9 protein-coding genes are annotated in these 17,295 nt (G+C 66.9%); 5 read left to right on the top strand and 4 right to left on the bottom strand.

Features of this window, described 5'->3' with window-relative positions; all coding sequences use genetic code 11:
* Window positions 1-27: 27 nt before the first annotated feature.
* Window positions 28-366, bottom strand: coding sequence for a P-II family nitrogen regulator (locus AC1DIM_RS08845; protein WP_056349123.1), 339 nt, complete (start codon window positions 364-366; stop codon window positions 28-30).
* The gene (locus tag AC1DIM_RS08840; protein ID WP_477710105.1) at window positions 363-1,712 is read right to left on the bottom strand and encodes an ammonium transporter; all 1,350 of its coding nucleotides are present in this window, start codon (window positions 1,710-1,712) and stop codon (window positions 363-365) included. The genes AC1DIM_RS08845 and AC1DIM_RS08840 overlap by 4 nt, the downstream gene beginning before the upstream one ends.
* Before the next feature lie 322 nt (window positions 1,713-2,034).
* Between AC1DIM_RS08840 and AC1DIM_RS08835 the strand changes: the two genes are divergently transcribed.
* Window positions 2,035-3,192, top strand: a complete 1,158-nt coding sequence (locus AC1DIM_RS08835; protein WP_477710147.1) for an MFS transporter — start codon at window positions 2,035-2,037, stop codon at window positions 3,190-3,192.
* Here AC1DIM_RS08835 and ftsY read toward each other — a convergent pair.
* Both ftsY and smc read right to left on the bottom strand, forming a co-directional pair.
* Entirely contained in the window at window positions 3,185-4,387 is a 1,203-nt protein-coding gene (gene ftsY, locus AC1DIM_RS08830; protein ID WP_477710104.1) for a signal recognition particle-docking protein FtsY, read from the bottom strand. The genes AC1DIM_RS08835 and ftsY overlap by 8 nt on opposite strands.
* Before the next feature lie 54 nt (window positions 4,388-4,441).
* The gene (gene smc / locus AC1DIM_RS08825) at window positions 4,442-8,032 is read right to left on the bottom strand and encodes a chromosome segregation protein SMC (protein WP_477710103.1); all 3,591 of its coding nucleotides are present in this window, start codon (window positions 8,030-8,032) and stop codon (window positions 4,442-4,444) included.
* 240 nt (window positions 8,033-8,272) lie between these two features.
* On the opposite strand from smc, the gene AC1DIM_RS08820 reads away from it, so the two are divergent.
* The 4 genes from AC1DIM_RS08820 (at window position 8,273) to AC1DIM_RS08805 (ending at window position 17,275) form a co-directional block, all read left to right on the top strand.
* The gene (locus AC1DIM_RS08820) at window positions 8,273-9,295 is read left to right on the top strand and encodes a 3-oxoacyl-ACP synthase III (protein ID WP_477710102.1); all 1,023 of its coding nucleotides are present in this window, start codon (window positions 8,273-8,275) and stop codon (window positions 9,293-9,295) included.
* Complete coding sequence (locus AC1DIM_RS08815; protein WP_477710101.1) at window positions 9,289-12,009, top strand: alpha/beta fold hydrolase; 2,721 nt, start codon at window positions 9,289-9,291, stop codon at window positions 12,007-12,009. Before AC1DIM_RS08820 ends, AC1DIM_RS08815 begins: the two co-directional genes overlap by 7 nt.
* A complete protein-coding gene (locus AC1DIM_RS08810; RefSeq protein WP_477710100.1) occupies window positions 12,006-12,992 on the top strand; it encodes an NAD-dependent epimerase/dehydratase family protein in 987 nt (328 codons plus the stop codon). Before AC1DIM_RS08815 ends, AC1DIM_RS08810 begins: the two co-directional genes overlap by 4 nt.
* Before the next feature lie 317 nt (window positions 12,993-13,309).
* Window positions 13,310-17,275, top strand: coding sequence for a DUF4082 domain-containing protein (locus tag AC1DIM_RS08805; protein WP_477710099.1), 3,966 nt, complete (start codon window positions 13,310-13,312; stop codon window positions 17,273-17,275).
* The last annotated feature ends 20 nt before the right edge of the window (window positions 17,276-17,295 follow it).

Genomic DNA, 17,295 nt, shown 5'->3' with positions numbered 1-17,295 from the left:
TTGCCGCCGGTACGGCCGGCGGGGCTGCTAGATCGCTGCCACGCCGCGTTCGCCGGTGCGTACCCTGACCGCCTCGAAGACGTCCACGGTCCAGACCTTGCCGTCGCCTGCGCGTCCGGTGTTGGAGCTGGCGATGATGACATCCAGGATGTCGTCGGCCTGTTCATCAGTGGCGAGCACTTCCACCCGGATCTTGGGCAGGAGGTCCACGTTGTATTCAGCGCCGCGGTAGACCTCGGTGTAGCCGCGCTGGCGACCGTAACCGCTGGCCGCGCTCACCGTCAGCCCCTGGACACCGTAGGACTCCAGGCCTTCCCGGATGGCTTCGAGCTTTTCCGGGCGGACGATGGCTGTAATCAGTTTCATGCTTCCACGCTTTCCTTGCCGGCAGCCGGCTCCGTCTTCCTGGCTCCGGACAACTCCGCAGCACTGGCCGGCGCCTTCCCGGTGATCAGTTCGTGCAGGGGCTGGAAGCTCCCGCCCTGGCCGCCAACACCGAATTCGTAAGCCGTCTCAGCGTGCAGGCTGAGATCCACGCCCACGGTCTCCTGCTCCTGCGAGACGCGGAAGCCCATGGTCTTGTGGATGGCCAGGGCGATGATCGTGGTGAGGATCGCCGAGTAGGCAATGGCGATGCCGGCCGCTGCGAGCTGGGCCCAGAGCTGGGTGAATCCGCCGCCGTAGAAGAGGCCGCCGCCCACGCCATCGGTGGGGAGGGCGATGAAGCCCAGGGCAACCGTGCCGATGATGCCGGAGACGAGGTGGACACCCACAACGTCCAGGGAGTCATCGAAGCCCCAGCGGAACTTGAGTCCGACGGCCAGGGCCGAGGCCACACCGGCGACCACACCGAGGCCGAGGGCACCGACCGGGCTGACGTTGGCGCAGGCCGGGGTGATGGCCACCAGGCCGGCGACCACGCCGGAGGCGGCACCGAGGGAGGTGGGGTGGCCATCGCGGATGCGTTCGGTAACAAGCCAGCCCAGCATGGCTGCGGCCGGTGCTGCCAGCGTGTTGATCCAGATCAGGCCACCCTGCTCGGCCGTTGTGGCCGCACCGGCGTTGAAGCCGAACCAGCCGAACCAGAGGATGGCTGCACCCAACATAACGAACGGGATGTTGTGGGGGCGGTGGTTCGGATCCTTGCCGAAGCCGCGGCGGTTGCCGATGATCAGGACGAGGATGAGGGCCGCGACGCCGGCGTTGATGTGGACCACCGTGCCGCCGGCAAAGTCGATGGCAGGGCCGAGCGCCTGTCCAATGGCACCCTCGGGGCCAAACAGCCCGCCGCCCCAGATCATGTACGCCAACGGGCAGTAGACCAGCGTGACCCAGACGGGCACAAAGACGGTCCAGGCGCCGAACTTGGCGCGGTCAGCGATCGCGCCGCTGATGAGGGCCACCGTGATGATGGCGAAGGTAGCGGCGTAGCCGACCTTGATCAGGCCGTCCGGTGAGGTGATGCCTTCAAGGCCGAAGGTGGCGAACGGGTTTCCGACGATCTGGAGGAACCCCTCGCCGGAGCTCATCGAAGCACCCCAGAGCACCCAGACCACACCCACCATGCCGATGGAGATGAAGCTCATCATCATCATGTTCAGCGCAGCCTTGGCGCGTGTCATGCCGCCGTAGAAAAATGCCAGACCCGGTGTCATGAACAGCACGAGTGCTGCCGCCACCATGAGCCATACGTGACCTGCGGTAAGTTCCATGGTGCACGTCCTCCCTCTCATCGATGCTGCGGATGTGCTCCGCCGCCTGCCAACGCCGTTTGCGTCCTGAAAAGAGTTTGTCCGGACCGTGTTTCGACCGCTGAGGTATTTCATTGCCGGTTTGTTACAACAACCTCTAGGAAGTAAATGGTGCATATCTGGCTTGTTACGGTTATGTTTCACCACTTCCACCGGCCCAAGGCCCACCGCCCTGCAAGGAAACCAGCACTATGACGGCAGCCGCCCTGTGAGCCGCGCCACACCAAGGATTCGCGCCATCAACCGCCCAGAGCGCCCCGCACTCCCGCGCGACGTGAAGGTGATGCTCGCCGCTGCCTTCCTCATCGCTCTCGGTTTCGGACTCGTTGCGCCCGTGCTGCCGCAATTTGCCACAACATTCGACGTCGGGGCGACTGCCGCCGCGGTGATCGTGAGCATCTTTGCTTTTATGCGGCTGGTGTTCGCCCCGGCCGGCGGTGCCCTCATTGGCCGGCTCGGCGAACGTCCCGTGTACGTGTCCGGCCTGCTGATCGTGGCGGTCTCGACGGCGGCCTGCGCGTTCGCCCAAAACTACTGGCAGCTCCTGGTCTTCCGCGGCCTCGGCGGAGTGGGGTCCGTGATGTTCACCGTGGCTTCCATGGCGCTTGTGGTCCGGCTGGCACCGCCGGAAAGCCGCGGACGGGTGTCCGGAGCCTACGCCACGGCATTCCTGATCGGCAGCGTCCTGGGACCGGTGGTGGGCGGCCTGCTGGCCGGGTTCGGACTGCGGGTGCCGTTCCTTTGCTACGCCGCGGCACTTATCCTTGCCGCCATCGTGGTGCAGACCCAGCTCAGCCACACACCCACCTCAGCGCGGGCTGACGGCGACCGGGCCCCGGCCATGCGTTTTGCCGACGCCCTTGGTATGGGTGCCTACCGCTCAGTCCTGGTGTCGAGCTTCGCCAACGGGTGGGCAACATTCGGGGTCCGGATGGCCACCGTCCCGCTCTTTGCTGTTGCCGTCCTGGGTGCCGGTCCTGAAACCGCCGGCCTGGCCCTGGCCGTGTTTGCCGGCGGAAACGCGGCGGCACTAACATTTTCCGGGCGGCTGGCCGACAGCGCGGGCCGCAAACCGATGATGCTTGCCGGGCTTCTTGTGGCCGGGCTGGCGACGGCCGCCATCGGCTTCACCACGGAGCTGGGCTGGTTCCTGGCCGCTTCCGCCGTGGCCGGAGCGGGTTCCGGCCTGTTGGGTCCAGCCCAACAGGCCGCCGTCGCGGACGTTATCGGGAACGAGCGGTCCGGCGGGAAAGTACTGGCCGCCTACCAGATGACCACTGACATCGGAACAATTGCGGGCCCGGTATTGGTGGGAATCCTCGCTGACCGGCTGGGCTACGGCTGGGCCTTTGGCGTCACCGGCGGTGTCCTGGTGGTGGCAGCGGCCTGCTGGTCAGTCACGCGCGAGCCCTTGAAACGTGTTGGAACGAGCTCTAGTTAAGCAGTGCGTCCACGAAGCCCTCGGCGTCAAACGGCGCCAGGTCATCGGCCCCTTCGCCGAGGCCGATGAGCTTGACCGGGACGCCCAGGGACTTTTGAATCGCAACCACGATTCCGCCCTTGGCGGTGCCATCCAGCTTGGTGAGGACGATGCCGGTGATGTTCACGACCTCGGCGAAGACCCGTGCCTGGTTGAGGCCGTTCTGGCCGGTGGTGGCGTCGAGTACCAGCAGCACCTCGTCGACGTCGGCCAGTTTTTCGATGACGCGCTTGACCTTGCCGAGTTCGTCCATCAGGCCTGTCTTGTTCTGCAGCCGGCCCGCGGTGTCGATCATAACAACGTCGACTTCCTGGTCAATTCCTGCCTTGACCGCCTCGTAGGCGACTGACGCCGGGTCTGCGCCATCGACGTCGGACTTCACGGTGGGAACGCCAACACGCTGCCCCCAGGTGGCAAGCTGCTCCGCCGCGGCCGCGCGAAAGGTGTCCGCCGCGCCCAGCAGGACGTCCTTGTCCTCTGCCACGAGGACGCGGGCGAGCTTGCCCACCGTGGTGGTCTTACCCACGCCGTTGACACCCACAACCAGCACGACGGCCGGCTTGTCCCCGTGCCTTTCGGTCCGGAGGCTGCGGTCCATGCTCGGATCCACGAGCTTGATGAGTTCCTCGCGGAGCAATGCCTTAACCTGTTCGGGGGTCCTGGTGCCGAGAACCTTCACCCGTTCCCGGAGGGCGTCAACCAGCTGCATGGTGGGTTCGGTCCCCAGGTCTGCCAGCAGGAGGGTCTCTTCAACTTCATCCCAGACATTTTCGTCGATCTTGTCACTGGAGAGCAGGGCGAGCAGCCCCTTGCCCAGGATGTTGTTGGACCGGACCAGGCGCTCACGGAGGCGGGTGAGGCGACCCGCCACCGGCAGGGGCGTCTCCACCGGGATGGTTTCAAGGCCCGCCGCGTTGTCGGCTACGTCGGTGATCTCAAGGTCTTCGAGGTCGACGCCGGCCGGGGCCTGCCGCTCGGCCGGGACCACGGGCGCGTCCTCCAGCAGCGTTCCCCCGCCTCCGACGGGGTCATTGGCATCACGCGTCCCCGGGTACTGCCTGATGTTCTTCCGCGTCTTTATCAGGACCGGGATCAGCCCGCCAATAACCACCAGGGCAGCAACAATGGACAGAATAATGGGGAGGATGTCATTCACTCCCCTAGCTTCTCACAAACGCCGGGGGCGCCTGTGGGCCCCGGCAGCACCGATTTATACGTCGGCCCCCAGCCGCTGGCTGATGACGGTGGACACTCCGTCGCCCCGCATGGTGACGCCATAGAGGGCGTCGGCGACTTCCATGGTGCGCTTCTGGTGGGTGATCACAATCAGCTGGCTGGATTCCCGGAGTTCCTCGAAGATGGTGATGAGCCGGCCGAGGTTGGTGTCGTCGAGCGCTGCCTCCACTTCGTCCATCACGTAAAACGGTGACGGCCGGGCCTTGAAGATGGCCACCAGCAAGGCGACGGCCGTGAGCGAACGTTCCCCGCCGGAGAGCAGAGAGAGCCGCTTGATCTTCTTCCCGGCAGGCCGCGCCTCCACCTCAATGCCTGTGGTGAGCATGTCCGACGGGTCGGTCAGGATCAATCGGCCTTCGCCGCCCGGAAAGAGCCGGCCAAAAACCCGGACAAACTGGGCCTGGATGTCCTCAAAGGCCTCGGCAAAGACACGCTGGACGCGATCGTCCACTTCCTTGATGATGTCCAGCAGGTCCTTGCGGCTGGACTTGAGGTCCTCGAGTTGGGTGCTGAGGAACTGGTGCCGCTCCTCGAGCGCCGCAAATTCCTCCAGCGCCAGCGGGTTGACCTTGCCCAGGGCGGACAGGTCCCGTTCGGCTTTGCGGAGGCGCTTCTCCTGTTCCTCCCGGACAAACGGTTTGCCTTCGATCACCGGCGCGCCGGCCTCATCCACCGGCGTCCTGAGGGCAGCCCATTTGTCGCCTTTTTCCTCCGCCTGGACAGGCACGGGGACGTCGGGGCCGTAGTCAGCCAGGAGCACGTCCGGGTTGATGCCAAGTTCGTCGATGGACCGTGTTTCCAGAGCTTCGACACGCGCCCGGTGCTGGGCACGGGCCAGTTCATCCCGGTGGACAGAATCCGTCAGCATCGCCAGTTCACGGGCCAGCGAATCGTTGCAGGTTCTGATCGAGTGCAGTTCGCGGTCCCGCTGCTCCCGGTTCTCTTCGGCGAGATCGCGCTCCTCACGCGCCAGTTGCACAGATACGTCGATGAAGCGGATGGCCAGCTCCACGCCTGCCGACACTGCGGCCGCGCGGCGCGCCTGAAGCCGCCTGCGACGTGCCCTTTCCGCGGCCTCTTCCCGGGCCCTGCGTTCGGTGGCGGCGGCACGTTCGAGCGAGACGGCCCGGTTGCGGGTGGCCGCCAGTTGTTCTTCGGTGCTGCGGAGCGATAGCCGGGCCTCCATCTCGGCGGACCGGGCCAGCGACGCCGCCCGGGCCAGGGCATCGCGCTGTTCCGTGGACGGTTCCTCCTCGGCGGGCGCTTCCTGCGCCGCGGCCAGGCGGCCGGCGATGGCAGCAAGCGCCTCCTCCTCGGTACGTACGTTTGCCTCAGCCCGGGCCAGTGACGCGGCCAGCCTGTCGCTTTCGCCAACAGCGCTCCGCAGGATCGAGTTCAAGTGCCCCAGCCGTTCGGCGACGGCCGCCAGCCGGGCGTCCGAGTCATGGAGCCTGTCCAGGGCAGCGTCGGCCCTGGCCTGGGCTTTGGTGCGCCGCGCTTCAGCGCCGGCCAAGGCGAACCTGTTCCGCTCAAGATCGGCGGTGACAGCGGCGAGGCGGGTTTCGGCGTCGTCGACGGCGGCCTGCACCTCAAGCAGCGACGGCGCCTTCGCGGATCCCCCGGTGACGGTCAGTGCCGTCAGAAGGTCTCCTGCCGTGGTCACGGCCGTCAGGTCCGGCCGCTCAGTGACCAGCGTGCAGGCGGCCGCAAAATCATCAACGACGGCGGCTCCTGCCAGCAGCGCCGCCACCGCCGGCCCGTGGTCCCCGCCCGCGGTCACCAGGTCAAAAGCCCAGCGGGCACCAGCCGGCAAAGGACCCGCCGTCGCAGGGTGGGGGTGTGCAGGTGGTGCGGCCGATTCCAGTAGCAGGGCGGCGCGGCCGGCGTCGTCGTCTTTCAGCAATTGCACCACGGTGGCCGCCACCGCGGGATCCCGGACCACAATTGCCTCGGAGGCGTCGCCGAGCGCGGCCGCGATGGCCGTCTCGTAGCCCGGTTCAACGACGAGCGCCGCCGCGAGCGTGCCGGCAACGCCGTCGAGGCCGGAGCCGAGCACGTGGGCCGCTCCGTCCTTCCGGTTGAGTCCAAGCTGCAGGGCATCGCGCCGGGCCGCCAGGGCATCGCGTTCGCGGACGGCTTCCCGTCCGGCGGCCGTTAGCCCGGCAATCTCCTGGACCACAGCGTCCAGTTCGGCGCTGGCGTCCTCGTAGTCGGCGTCGAGGGTCTCCTCACCTTCCTCAACGCCCGCTACCTGGTTTTCGAGGGCAGTGAACTCGGACTGGGCCTTACTGCGGCGGTCCTGCCCGGCGGCGAGTGACTCGCGGAGCCTGCCCAGTTCGGCCTGGGCGGACTCGACCCGCGACCTTGCGGCAGCAACCTGGCCGGCCAGCTTCGCGAGCCCTTCGCGGCGGTCCGCCGCGGCGCGGAGGACAGCAGTGAGCCGCTTATCCTCGGCGGCCCCCGCACGTTCCGCCTCGGACTTGGCGACGGTGGCTGACTCCAGCGCGCTGCGCCGGTCGAGGATGTGACGCTCGAGCTCCGTCAGTTCGTCGCGGACCCGGGCGGCCTGCCGCTCCAACTGCTCCGGGTCCCTGCCCGAATACGGTTCAGCATCAACCGCGCCGAGAAGCCGGCCGCGTTCCTGGGCCAGGGAGCCAAGGGAGCGGAGGCGTTCCCGCGCCGCGTTCAGCCGGTACCACGTGTCGCGCGCCTCGTTGAGCCTGGGCGTGGCCTCTGCAGCGAGTTGTTCGATGGCGGCCTGCTGCCGGCGCCCGGCCCCCAGTTCCTGCTCCACCGCGGTCCGGCGGGCTCTCAGGGCGTCCTCGTCCGCGATGTCCTGCGCCAGCGCATCTTGTTCCCGGGCCAGATCATCGGCCAACAGCCTGGCGCGTGCGTCCCGGACATCGAACTGGACCCGCTGGGCACGGCGCGCCACGTCGGCCTGCTTGCCGAGCGGCGTCAGCTGGCGCCGGATCTCGCCGGTGAGATCGTTGAGTCGCTGCAGGTTTGCCTGCATGGCCTCGAGCTTGCGGACGGTTTTTTCCTTGCGGCGGCGGTGTTTCAGGATTCCCGCGGCTTCCTCGATGAAACCCCGGCGGTCCTCAGGGGTGGCGTGCAGGACTTTGTCCAGCTGCCCCTGACCCACAATGACGTGCATCTCCCGGCCCAGCCCGGAGTCGGAGAGCAGTTCCTGGATGTCGAGCAGGCGGCAGCTGGCTCCGTTGATGGCGTATTCGGATCCTCCGGAGCGGAACAAGGTCCGGGAGATGGTGACTTCGCTGTATTCAATGGGCAGGGCCCCGTCAGCGTTGTCAATGGTCAGGGAGACGTGGGCCCGGCCCAGTGGAGCACGGCCGGACGTCCCGGCAAAAATAACGTCCTCCATTTTGCCGCCGCGCAGTGTTTTGGCCCCCTGCTCGCCCATCACCCAGGACAGGGCATCCACCACATTGGACTTCCCGGAGCCGTTCGGTCCCACCACGGCCGTGACTCCGGGTTCAAAGTCAAACGTCGTGGCAGACGCGAACGACTTGAATCCCCGGACGGTAAGGCTCTTGAGGTGCAAGGTGTTTCGGGTCTCCTGCTCGGCGGACTGGGCACGGGTATCGGCGGGACGGCCCCGGCTACTTACAATCTACTGCGGGGCCGCGACAATTCAGCGCAGATCCGTGCGAAGCCACCGAAGCCGCTGCCGGCTGCATGTGCAGGAATTGTCCCGGACCCGGCATAGTTAAGCACTTGGGCTGGTGCTCAATGGTGCGGTCAGCCGCCGGAGCGCAGGACAGACACGAATAGGGGCTTTATTTTGACAGGGAATGCAACATTCCGGCACAACAACACCGCATTGCTGTCGGTGAGTAGCGTCGAAGCTCCAAAAATCGTCAGTTCCGCCGATTTCGACCGACGGCTGGCCCCCACCCTGCGTCGCCTGAAGTTTCCCCCACGGCTGCTCGAACGGGTCGCGGGCATCACCCATCGGCGGTGGTGGGCGCCGGGTACTTCGTTCGACGACGCCGCCATCGAGGCCGGTGCGAAGGCCTTGGCCGAGTCCGGCGTCGAAGCGTCGGAGGTCGGCTTGCTGATCAACACCTCTGTCACGCGGCGCAGCCTCGAGCCGTCGGTGGCGGTGAAGATCCATCACGGACTCAGCCTGCCGTCGTCGGCCATGAACTTCGACCTCGCCAACGCATGCCTCGGCTTTGTCAACGGCCTGACACTGGCGGCCAACATGATCGACTCCGGCCAGATCAAGTACGCGATGATTGTTAACGGCGAAGACGCCCAGGCCACGCAGGAGGCCACCTTGGCCCGGCTTCAGCGGCCCGAGACCACCCGCGAGGACTTTGGCCGTGAGTTCGCGACGCTCACCCTGGGTTCCGGGGCCGCCGCCGCAGTGCTGGGCCCCGCGGACCAGCACCCCGGGGCGCACCGGATCGTCGGGGGCGTGATGCGTGCCGGCACCGAGCACCACGAGTTGTGCGTGGGCGGCATCGACGGCATGGCCACCGACACCAAAGGCCTGCTTGATGGCGGCCTGCAGTTGGTGGTCGACGCCTGGCACGAGGCACAACCGGAGTGGGACTGGGCCTCGATGGACCGGTACGTGACGCACCAGGTAAGCAACGCCTACACGCAGGCCATCATCAACGCAATCGATCTGGACCCGGCCAAGGTGCCGATCACGTTCCCGCACTGGGGGAACGTGGGCCCGGCCTCACTCCCCATGACCCTTGCCGCCGAAGCCCAGACCCTCGGAACCGGAGACAGGGTGCTGTGCATGGGCGTCGGTTCCGGCCTGAACACCGCCTTGCTGGAAATCCAGTGGTAGAGGCCGACTGGCCAGGCGTCGACCCCGAGTGGTCCCGGGAAATCCAGGTGGCGTCCACCTCCGCAGCTGATAAACCCGGGGCCGTGCGCAGCTGGCACCTGCTCGACAACGGTGCGCAGCTCTCCCGCCGGGGCCTGGTCCCTGCCGGCACCCTGCTGTGCGTGCACGGCAACCCGACGTGGTCCTTCCTGTGGCGGACCCTGCTCGCCGCCGGAGCTGATTCCCCCCATCCGTGGCGCGTGGTGGCCGTGGACCAGTTGGATATGGGCTTCTCCGAGCGCACCGGCACGTTCCGGCGCCTGGAAGACCGCATCAACGACCTGGGCGATCTCACCGCCGCCCTGGAGCTGGACGGTCCAGTGGTCACCGTCGGCCACGACTGGGGCGGCGTCATCAGCCTCGGCTGGGCCCTGGCACACCAGGAGCAGCTCGCCGGGGTGGTGCTGACCAACACCGCCGTCAGCCAGCCCGCCGGCTCCCCCATCCCGCCGGCGCTGCAGCTGGCCCTGCACCCCGCCGTACACCGCTGGGGAACAACGACGTCGGACGCCTTCCTGCGGGTGACTCATTCCTTGGCCCACCCGCCGCTGGCCGCGGACATACGCAGCGCCTTCATGGCCCCCTACCGCAGCGCCGACCGCCGCGAGGGCGTGGGAAACTTTGTCGCCGATATTCCTGCAGACCCGTCACATCCCAGCTACCCGGTACTCAATCGAGTCGCCGAGGGGCTGCGCGGGCTGAGTGTTCCCGCCCTGATGCTGTGGGGCCCGCGGGACCCGATCTTTTCCGACCGGTACCTCAAGGACCTCATCGGCCGGCTGCCGCACGCACAGGTGCACCGCTTCGAAGGTGCGGGGCACCTTGTTGCCGAAGACCGAGACATCGCTGCCCCCGTCTTTGACTGGCTGGCCGAGCGCGGCCGCCACACTGCATCCGGTCTTCAGCTGCCGGGCGTCATGCCCGGCACCCGCAACGAGGCGGCGACCCACCAGCCAGGCACCGGTGTTCCGCCCCTCTGGGCGCCCCTCGCCGAACTGGCAGCAGGACCCGACGGCGGGGAAACCGCCGTCGCGGAAATGGCCGCGGACGGTGGCGTGTCCCGGTCGCTCACCTGGCGGGAACTGGAACAAAGCGTCGCCGTCCTCGCGGCAGGTCTGCTCGATGTCGGCGTCGGGCCGGGTAACAGGGTGAGCCTCATGGTTCCTCCCGGCGTGGATCTGACCGTAGTGCTCTACGCCTGCCTGCGGATCGGCGCGGTGGTGGTTGTGGCCGATGCGGGCCTCGGAACCCGCGGCCTAAGCCGAGCCGTGAAGGGAGCCACACCGGATTTCCTGATTGGAATCGACAAGGCCCTGGCGGCTGCCTCGGTACTCGGCTGGCCGGGACGGCGCATCAGTGTGCGGGAGCTGCCGGCGGCCCGTCGCCGCATCCTCGGCGTCGAGACCTCCCTCGCCGCCCTCGTCCGCCGGGGGGCCAGCGCCAGTGGGGAACCGCCGTCGAACGCTCCCGGTCCGGATGCGGCACTCGACACGGCTCCGTGCCCCGACGCACCCGCCGCGGTGCTCTTCACCTCCGGCTCCACCGGTCCCGCCAAGGGCGTGCTCTACACCCACCGGCAGCTGGCGGCGATGCGGGACACCGTGGCCGCGACGCTGGGCATCCGTCCCGGCGCGCGCCTGGTGGCGGCCTTCGCGCCGTTCGCCCTCCTGGGGCCGGCGCTCGGAGCCGTTTCGGTGACGCCCGCCATGGATGTCACCGCGCCCCGGACCCTGACTGCCCGCGCGTTGGCAGACGCCGCTGCGGCCGTTGATGCCACGGTGGTCTTCGCCTCGCCGGCGGCGCTGCGCAACGTGCTCAGCACAAAGGATGGCCTGGGCAGTGCCGGGCACGAGGCCCTGGAGCGCGTGGAGCTGCTGCTCTCGGCCGGCGCGCCCGTCCCGGAGCCGCTCCTCACAGCAGTGCAGCGGCTGCTGCCACGCGCTTCACTGCACACCCCTTACGGGATGACCGAAGCGCTGCCCGTCACCGATATCAGCCTGGAACAGATCCGCGCGGCCCAGGCGGACGCCGACGCCGGAACGGTGGCCGGGGCCGGCAACGGCGTGTGCGTCGGCCTGCCCGTGCACGGCGCGCGCGTAGCCCTCATCCCCCTCGCCGCCGACGGGACCGCCCCGGGGAACCTCCCCGTCACCGAGGCGGGGGTGACCGGTGAAATCCTCGTCAGCGCCCCCCACGTCAAGGAGGCCTACGACAGGCTGTGGCTGACTCAGCGGGAAAGCGTTCGCACTGCCGGCTGGCACCGCACCGGGGATGTCGGGCACTTTGACGCCGCGGGCCGGCTCTGGGTTGAGGGACGCCTCACGCACGTCGTGACGGCGCCGGGTTCAGTGGTAACACCCGTGGGCACCGAGCAGGCCATCGAACGCCTGGATGACGTCGGACTGGCCGCGGTGGTGGGGGTCGGTCCCGCCGGGACGCAGGCCGTCGTCGCTGTCGTCGAGACCGTGCCGCCGGCGCGCCGGGGCGGTCCTGCCGCGCCGCAACTCGCCGGGCGTGTACGGAACGCGGCCCGCCTTGCGGGCGTCAGCGTCTCTGCCGTGCTCGCTGTCCCTTCCCAGCCCACCGACATTCGCCACAACGCCAAGATTGACAGGACCCGCCTGTCGCGGTGGGCGTCCCGCGTTCTGGCCGGCGGCCGTCCGGGCACGCCGTGAGGATCCTCGTCACCGGCGCGAGCGGGCTGCTCGGACGCGAGGTGGCCCGGTTGCTGGTGCGGCAGGGCCACGCCGTCACGACGTTCCAGCGCCGTGCCGCAGGGGTGGAAGGCGCCACGGACCTTTTGGGGTCCGTGACAGATGAAGACGCCGTCCGTCGCGCGGTTGCCGGCGCCGAGGGCGTCATCCACCTGGCCGCGAAGGTCTCCTTTACCGGCCACGCCGCTGACTTCGCTGACGTGAATGTCGATGGGACGCGCCGCCTGCTGCGTGCCGCCCGCGAGTCCGGCGTGCGGGACATGGTGTTCGTTTCCTCCCCTTCCGTCGCCAACTCCGGGGCCGCCATTGCCGGACTGGGAGCCGAGCCGGCAGACCCGGCCCGGGCGCACGGCGACTACTCCCGCACGAAAGCGGCGGCCGAACTGCTGGCGCTGGCCGAGGACACTCCCGGATTCCGGGTCGCTTCGGTGCGCCCGCACATTGTCTGGGGCCCAGGGGACACTCAGTTGGTGGAACGGGTGCTGGAGCGTGCCGGCCGCGGCCGGCTGCCGCTGCTGGACACCGGCGCGGCCCTGATCGACACCACCTATGTGGACAATGCCGCCTCGGCCATCGTCGCCGGGCTGCACCGCATGGAGCACGTCCACGGCCGGGCGCTCGTGGTCAGCAACGGCGAACCCCGCCCGGTCGGTGAACTGCTGGCTGGAATTTGTGCCGCGGGCGGGGTGCCGGCGCCATCGTGGCGGGTGCCTGGCTGGCTTGCCCGCGCGGCGGGCTCCGTGGTGGAGAAAGTCTGGATCCGGACAGGCCGGGAAGACGAGCCGCCGATGACCAGATTCCTCGCTGAACAGCTCTCCACCGCCCACTGGTTCGACCAGCGCGAGACCCGCGAGCTCCTCGCCTGGACCCCGGCCGTGTCGCTTGACGAAGGTCTGGCAAAGCTGGCCGAGCACTACGCCGGCCGGGCGCTACAGTCTCCCTGACTCATTCTGCGGGTTTCCACAGACTTCGGTGCAGGCGCGCCAATTGGCTTGTTGCGTGTTTTATGCCATGCCTAAAATCGCAGCTACAGGGTTGTTATGTGCTGCTTTAGCTTGGTGGTCTCTCACGGGTCTTCGGACCGGTTCCAGCCAAAGCCAAATCCATCACCGGTGCAGACGGTGCGGAGGCAGCACAGACGTCCCGGCCCTGCGGACAACTGAATGTCTTGGTTTGGCTGCCCCCTGGGGGGAGCGGCAATGGCCCGAAGCAACTCGCTCCGGGCGTGCTTCGCAACAGCGTACTCAATCCAGGAGTTCACATGCCCGCATACCCAGCCGAGCGTTCCCTGAAGCCCATACGGCGGATGGTCGTGGTGGTGACTCTCGCGCTTGTCGCTGCGATGTTGCCTGTCGGTCTTCCAGCGAATTTTCTCTCCAGTGCGTCGGCGGCGGACCCCTGCGCTCCGCTGGTCAACGCCATCGCGTGCGAGAACTCCAAGCCGGGAAGCCCGGCCTCCGAGTGGGACATTTCGGGGGCTGGCGATTCCGACATTCAGGGCTTCGCCACCGAAATCAGTGTCAATGCCGGGCAGCCCATTCGATTCAAAGTGGACACCAGCGCCGCCAACTACACCATCAACATCTACCGGACAGGCTGGTACCAGGGTCTAGGGGCCCGCAAGATCGCCGCCGTCACCCCATCCGCCTTCCGGCAGAACCAGCCTCAGTGCCTCACGGACGTCACCACGGAACTGTACGACTGCGGCAACTGGGCCGTTTCAGCCACGTGGCAGGTGCCCTCGACAGCAGTCTCGGGCGTTTACTTTGCCCTCCTCACCCGCCCGGACAACGGAAGCCAAAGCCACATCACGTTTATTGTCCGAAATGATGCGAGCCACTCGGATGTTGTCTTCCAAACCTCCGACACCTCGTGGCAGGCCTACAACACCTACGGCGGGGCTGACTTTTACCAAGGCGCTGTCAACGGCCGTGCATACAAGGTCAGCTACAACCGTCCCGTCGACACGAGGGGCGGACCGGACGGCCGGGATTTCTACTTCAGTAACGAATACCCCTTGGTCCGCTTCCTGGAGAAAAACGGCTACGACGTCAGCTACATCAGCGGCGTGGATACCGATCGCAGCGGCGGCCTGCTGCTCAACCACAAAGTCTTCCTTTCGGTGGGGCACGATGAATATTGGTCGGGTGCCCAGCGCACCAATGTGGCGGCAGCCCGTGACGCGGGCGTGAATCTGCAGTTCCTCTCCGGAAACGAGATGTACTGGCGTACGCGCTACGAACCGTCTGCCGTGGACGGGTCGGCGTACCGGACCATCACTACGTACAAGGAAACCTGGGCCAACGGCAAGATTGATCCCACCAACGAATGGACCGGCACGTGGCGCGATCCGCGATTCGCCTCACACGCCAATGGCGGCGGACTGCCTGAAAACGGCCTGACCGGCACGATGTATATGTCGAATTTCACTGATCTGCCCATTACCGTGAGCGCCGCGGAAGGCAAGTCCCGGCTCTGGCGCAGCACCTCCCTGGCCACCCTTGCGGCAGGGACCTCGGCACAGCTTGCTCCCCACACGGTGGGCTATGAATCCGACGAAGACCTGGACAACGGGTTCAGGCCGGCCGGGCTCATCCGGCTGTCCACAACTACAGGACCCGTGGACCAGTATCTGCAGGACTACGGAAACACTGTCAAACCCGGAACAACTACCCACAACACCACGCTTTACCGTGCGGCCAGCGGAGCCCTCGTGTTCTCTGCGGGCTCCGTCCAGTGGACCTGGGGCCTTGACCAGGTGCATGATGGCCCCGGAGCCCCGGCGGATCCCCGTATGCAGCAAGCCCAGATCAACCTCTTGGCGGATATGGGCGCTCAACCCGGTACCCGCGACCCTGCTCTGGCCCCCGCCATTCCCAGCAGCGATAAGACCGGCCCTGTAGTCGCCATTGCCTCTCCTGCCCAGGGTGCTTCGATAGCCCAAGGGGCCACCGTCACGGCCTCCGGTAGTGCCACAGACGCCGGTGGAATCGTTTCAGGCGTGGAGGTTTCCACCGATGGCGGAGCTACGTGGCATCCTGCGCAAGGGAAACAGAACTGGACCTACACCTACATCCAGAAGGGCTTGTCCAGCGCCACGCTGCAGGTCCGTGCCATCGACGACAGCGCCAATATCGGCACGCCGGCGGTGCGCAATATTGCGCTCGCCGGACCGTACACCGTATTCGGCGAGCAGGTCCCCGCTGTGCCTGACTCGGGGGATGGCGGAGCTTATGAGCTCGGCATGAAGATCACGCCCACCTCGGATGGGTTCATCAGCGGGGTGCGGTTCTACAAGAGCACTGCAAACTCCGGAACCCATGTCGGATCGCTGTGGAACTCCGCCGGCCAGCGTGTCGCCAACGCAACCTTCACATCGGAAACGCCCTCCGGTTGGCAGAAAGTCAGCTTTGCCCAACCCGTTGCCGTGGTTGCCGGCCAAGCCTATACGGTGTCCTACACGGCGCCCCAGGGACATTACGCCAGCAAGGACTACCAATGGGACAGTTTTGGCTTCGCCGATCCTCCCTTGACCGTGGCCGGTGGTTTCGGCAGCCCACCAGCAGGGGTCTATGGCAGTCCCGGCGCGTATCCGACGAGCAGCTACGGAAACGGAAACTACTTCGTTGATGCCGTCTTCGACACCACGGACAACACGCCGCTGACAGTCTCAGGGCATTGGCCTTTGGATGGCTCGTCGAGCGTTCCGCAGTCCACCACCGTGGGCGCTGTTGTCTCGAAGCCTGTGACAGCCTCGAGCGTCCAGCTTAAGCTCACTGCCGCCGGCGGGACCAACGTCGCCGGGACCACGACGTACGACCCCGTCACCCGGAAGGCAACCTTCACGGCCGCGTCCGCCCTCGACCTGGGCATCGCCTACACAGCCACGCTTAGTGCCACGGCCACCAGTGGAGGCGCCGTGACCGCAGGGGGAACGTGGTCCTTCACAGCGGTGGCCTCGCCGCCAGTGCCAGGAACGTGTCCCTGCAGCTTCTATGAGGATTCAGTGGCGCCAGGCCTTCCGGAGATCAGGGACGGGGTGCCGCTCACCCTCGGCATGAGGTTCTCAAGCACAACGGACGGCACAGTCACCGGCGTCCGCTTCTACAAATCCGCAGGGAATACGGGAACCCACACCGGCACGCTGTTTACGGCCGCCGGCCAACAGCTGGCCACCGTGGTGTTCGCCAACGAAAGCACTTCTGGATGGCAGACGGCAAACTTCAATCAGCCCGTGGCAATGTCAGCCAACACGGAGTACATCATGGCCTACAAGACCACGACCGGTACGTATTCAGCCACGGTCAATGGATTTGGGGCCGGCCTCAGCGCGGGCAACCTGCGGGCATCATCGGACGCCGGCGCCTACTCCTATTCCAGCGACTTCCCGAATGTTCGTTCATCGGCCAGCTACTTGGTCGATGTGGTGGTCCAGTACCCGGATCYGCCGTTTACTGCCGCTTCGCAGGCTCCGCTGTCCGGCTCGTCCAGCATCGCCCTGAACAGCACCGTATCTGCCGTGTTCTCCAAGCCGGTCAGCGCTTCCACGGTGACAGCCACCGTGACCGGCCCGGGCACAACCACCGTTCCCGGAACCACCAGCTACGACGCAGCCACGTCCAAGGTGACCTTCACCCCGACCGCACCCTTGGCTGCCGGCACCGCCTACACCGTGGCCGTGTCAGCCACCTCCGCAACAGGCCAGCAACTAAGCGCCGGCAGCAGCTGGACCTTCACCACCGTCCCGCCGCCGCGGACCGAAGGAGCCTGCCCCTGCACGCTCTACCAGGACACGGTCACACCAACCGTGATGGAGGTCAAAGACGGCACACCACTGGTCCTGGGCGTCAGGTTCGCCAGCTCCGCCGCCGGCACCATCACCGGCATCCGCTTCTACAAGGCAGCAGGCAACACCGGCACACACACCGGCACCCTCTTCACCGCCGCCGGCCAACAGCTCGCCACCGTGACCTTCACCGGCGAAACCACCGCCGGCTGGCAAACCGCAACCTTCGACCAACCCGTAACAATAACGGCCGACACCGAATACATCGCCGCCTACCRAACCCCCACCGGCACCTACTCCTACACCCCGGGAGGATTCAGCTCCGGATTCACCACCGGACCACTCCGCACCACCGGCGGCTCCGGCGCATACTCCTACAGCAACGCCTTCCCCGGCTCATCCTCCAACGCCAGCTACCTGGTGGACGTCGTGTTCAACTGATATGTAGGTGCCTCCTCGGG

The sequence above is a fragment of the Pseudarthrobacter sp. 01T43 genome, assembly GCF_056398665.1.
The sequence above is the reverse complement of the archived record's forward strand: the minus strand, read 5'-3'. Positions and strand labels throughout refer to the sequence as shown.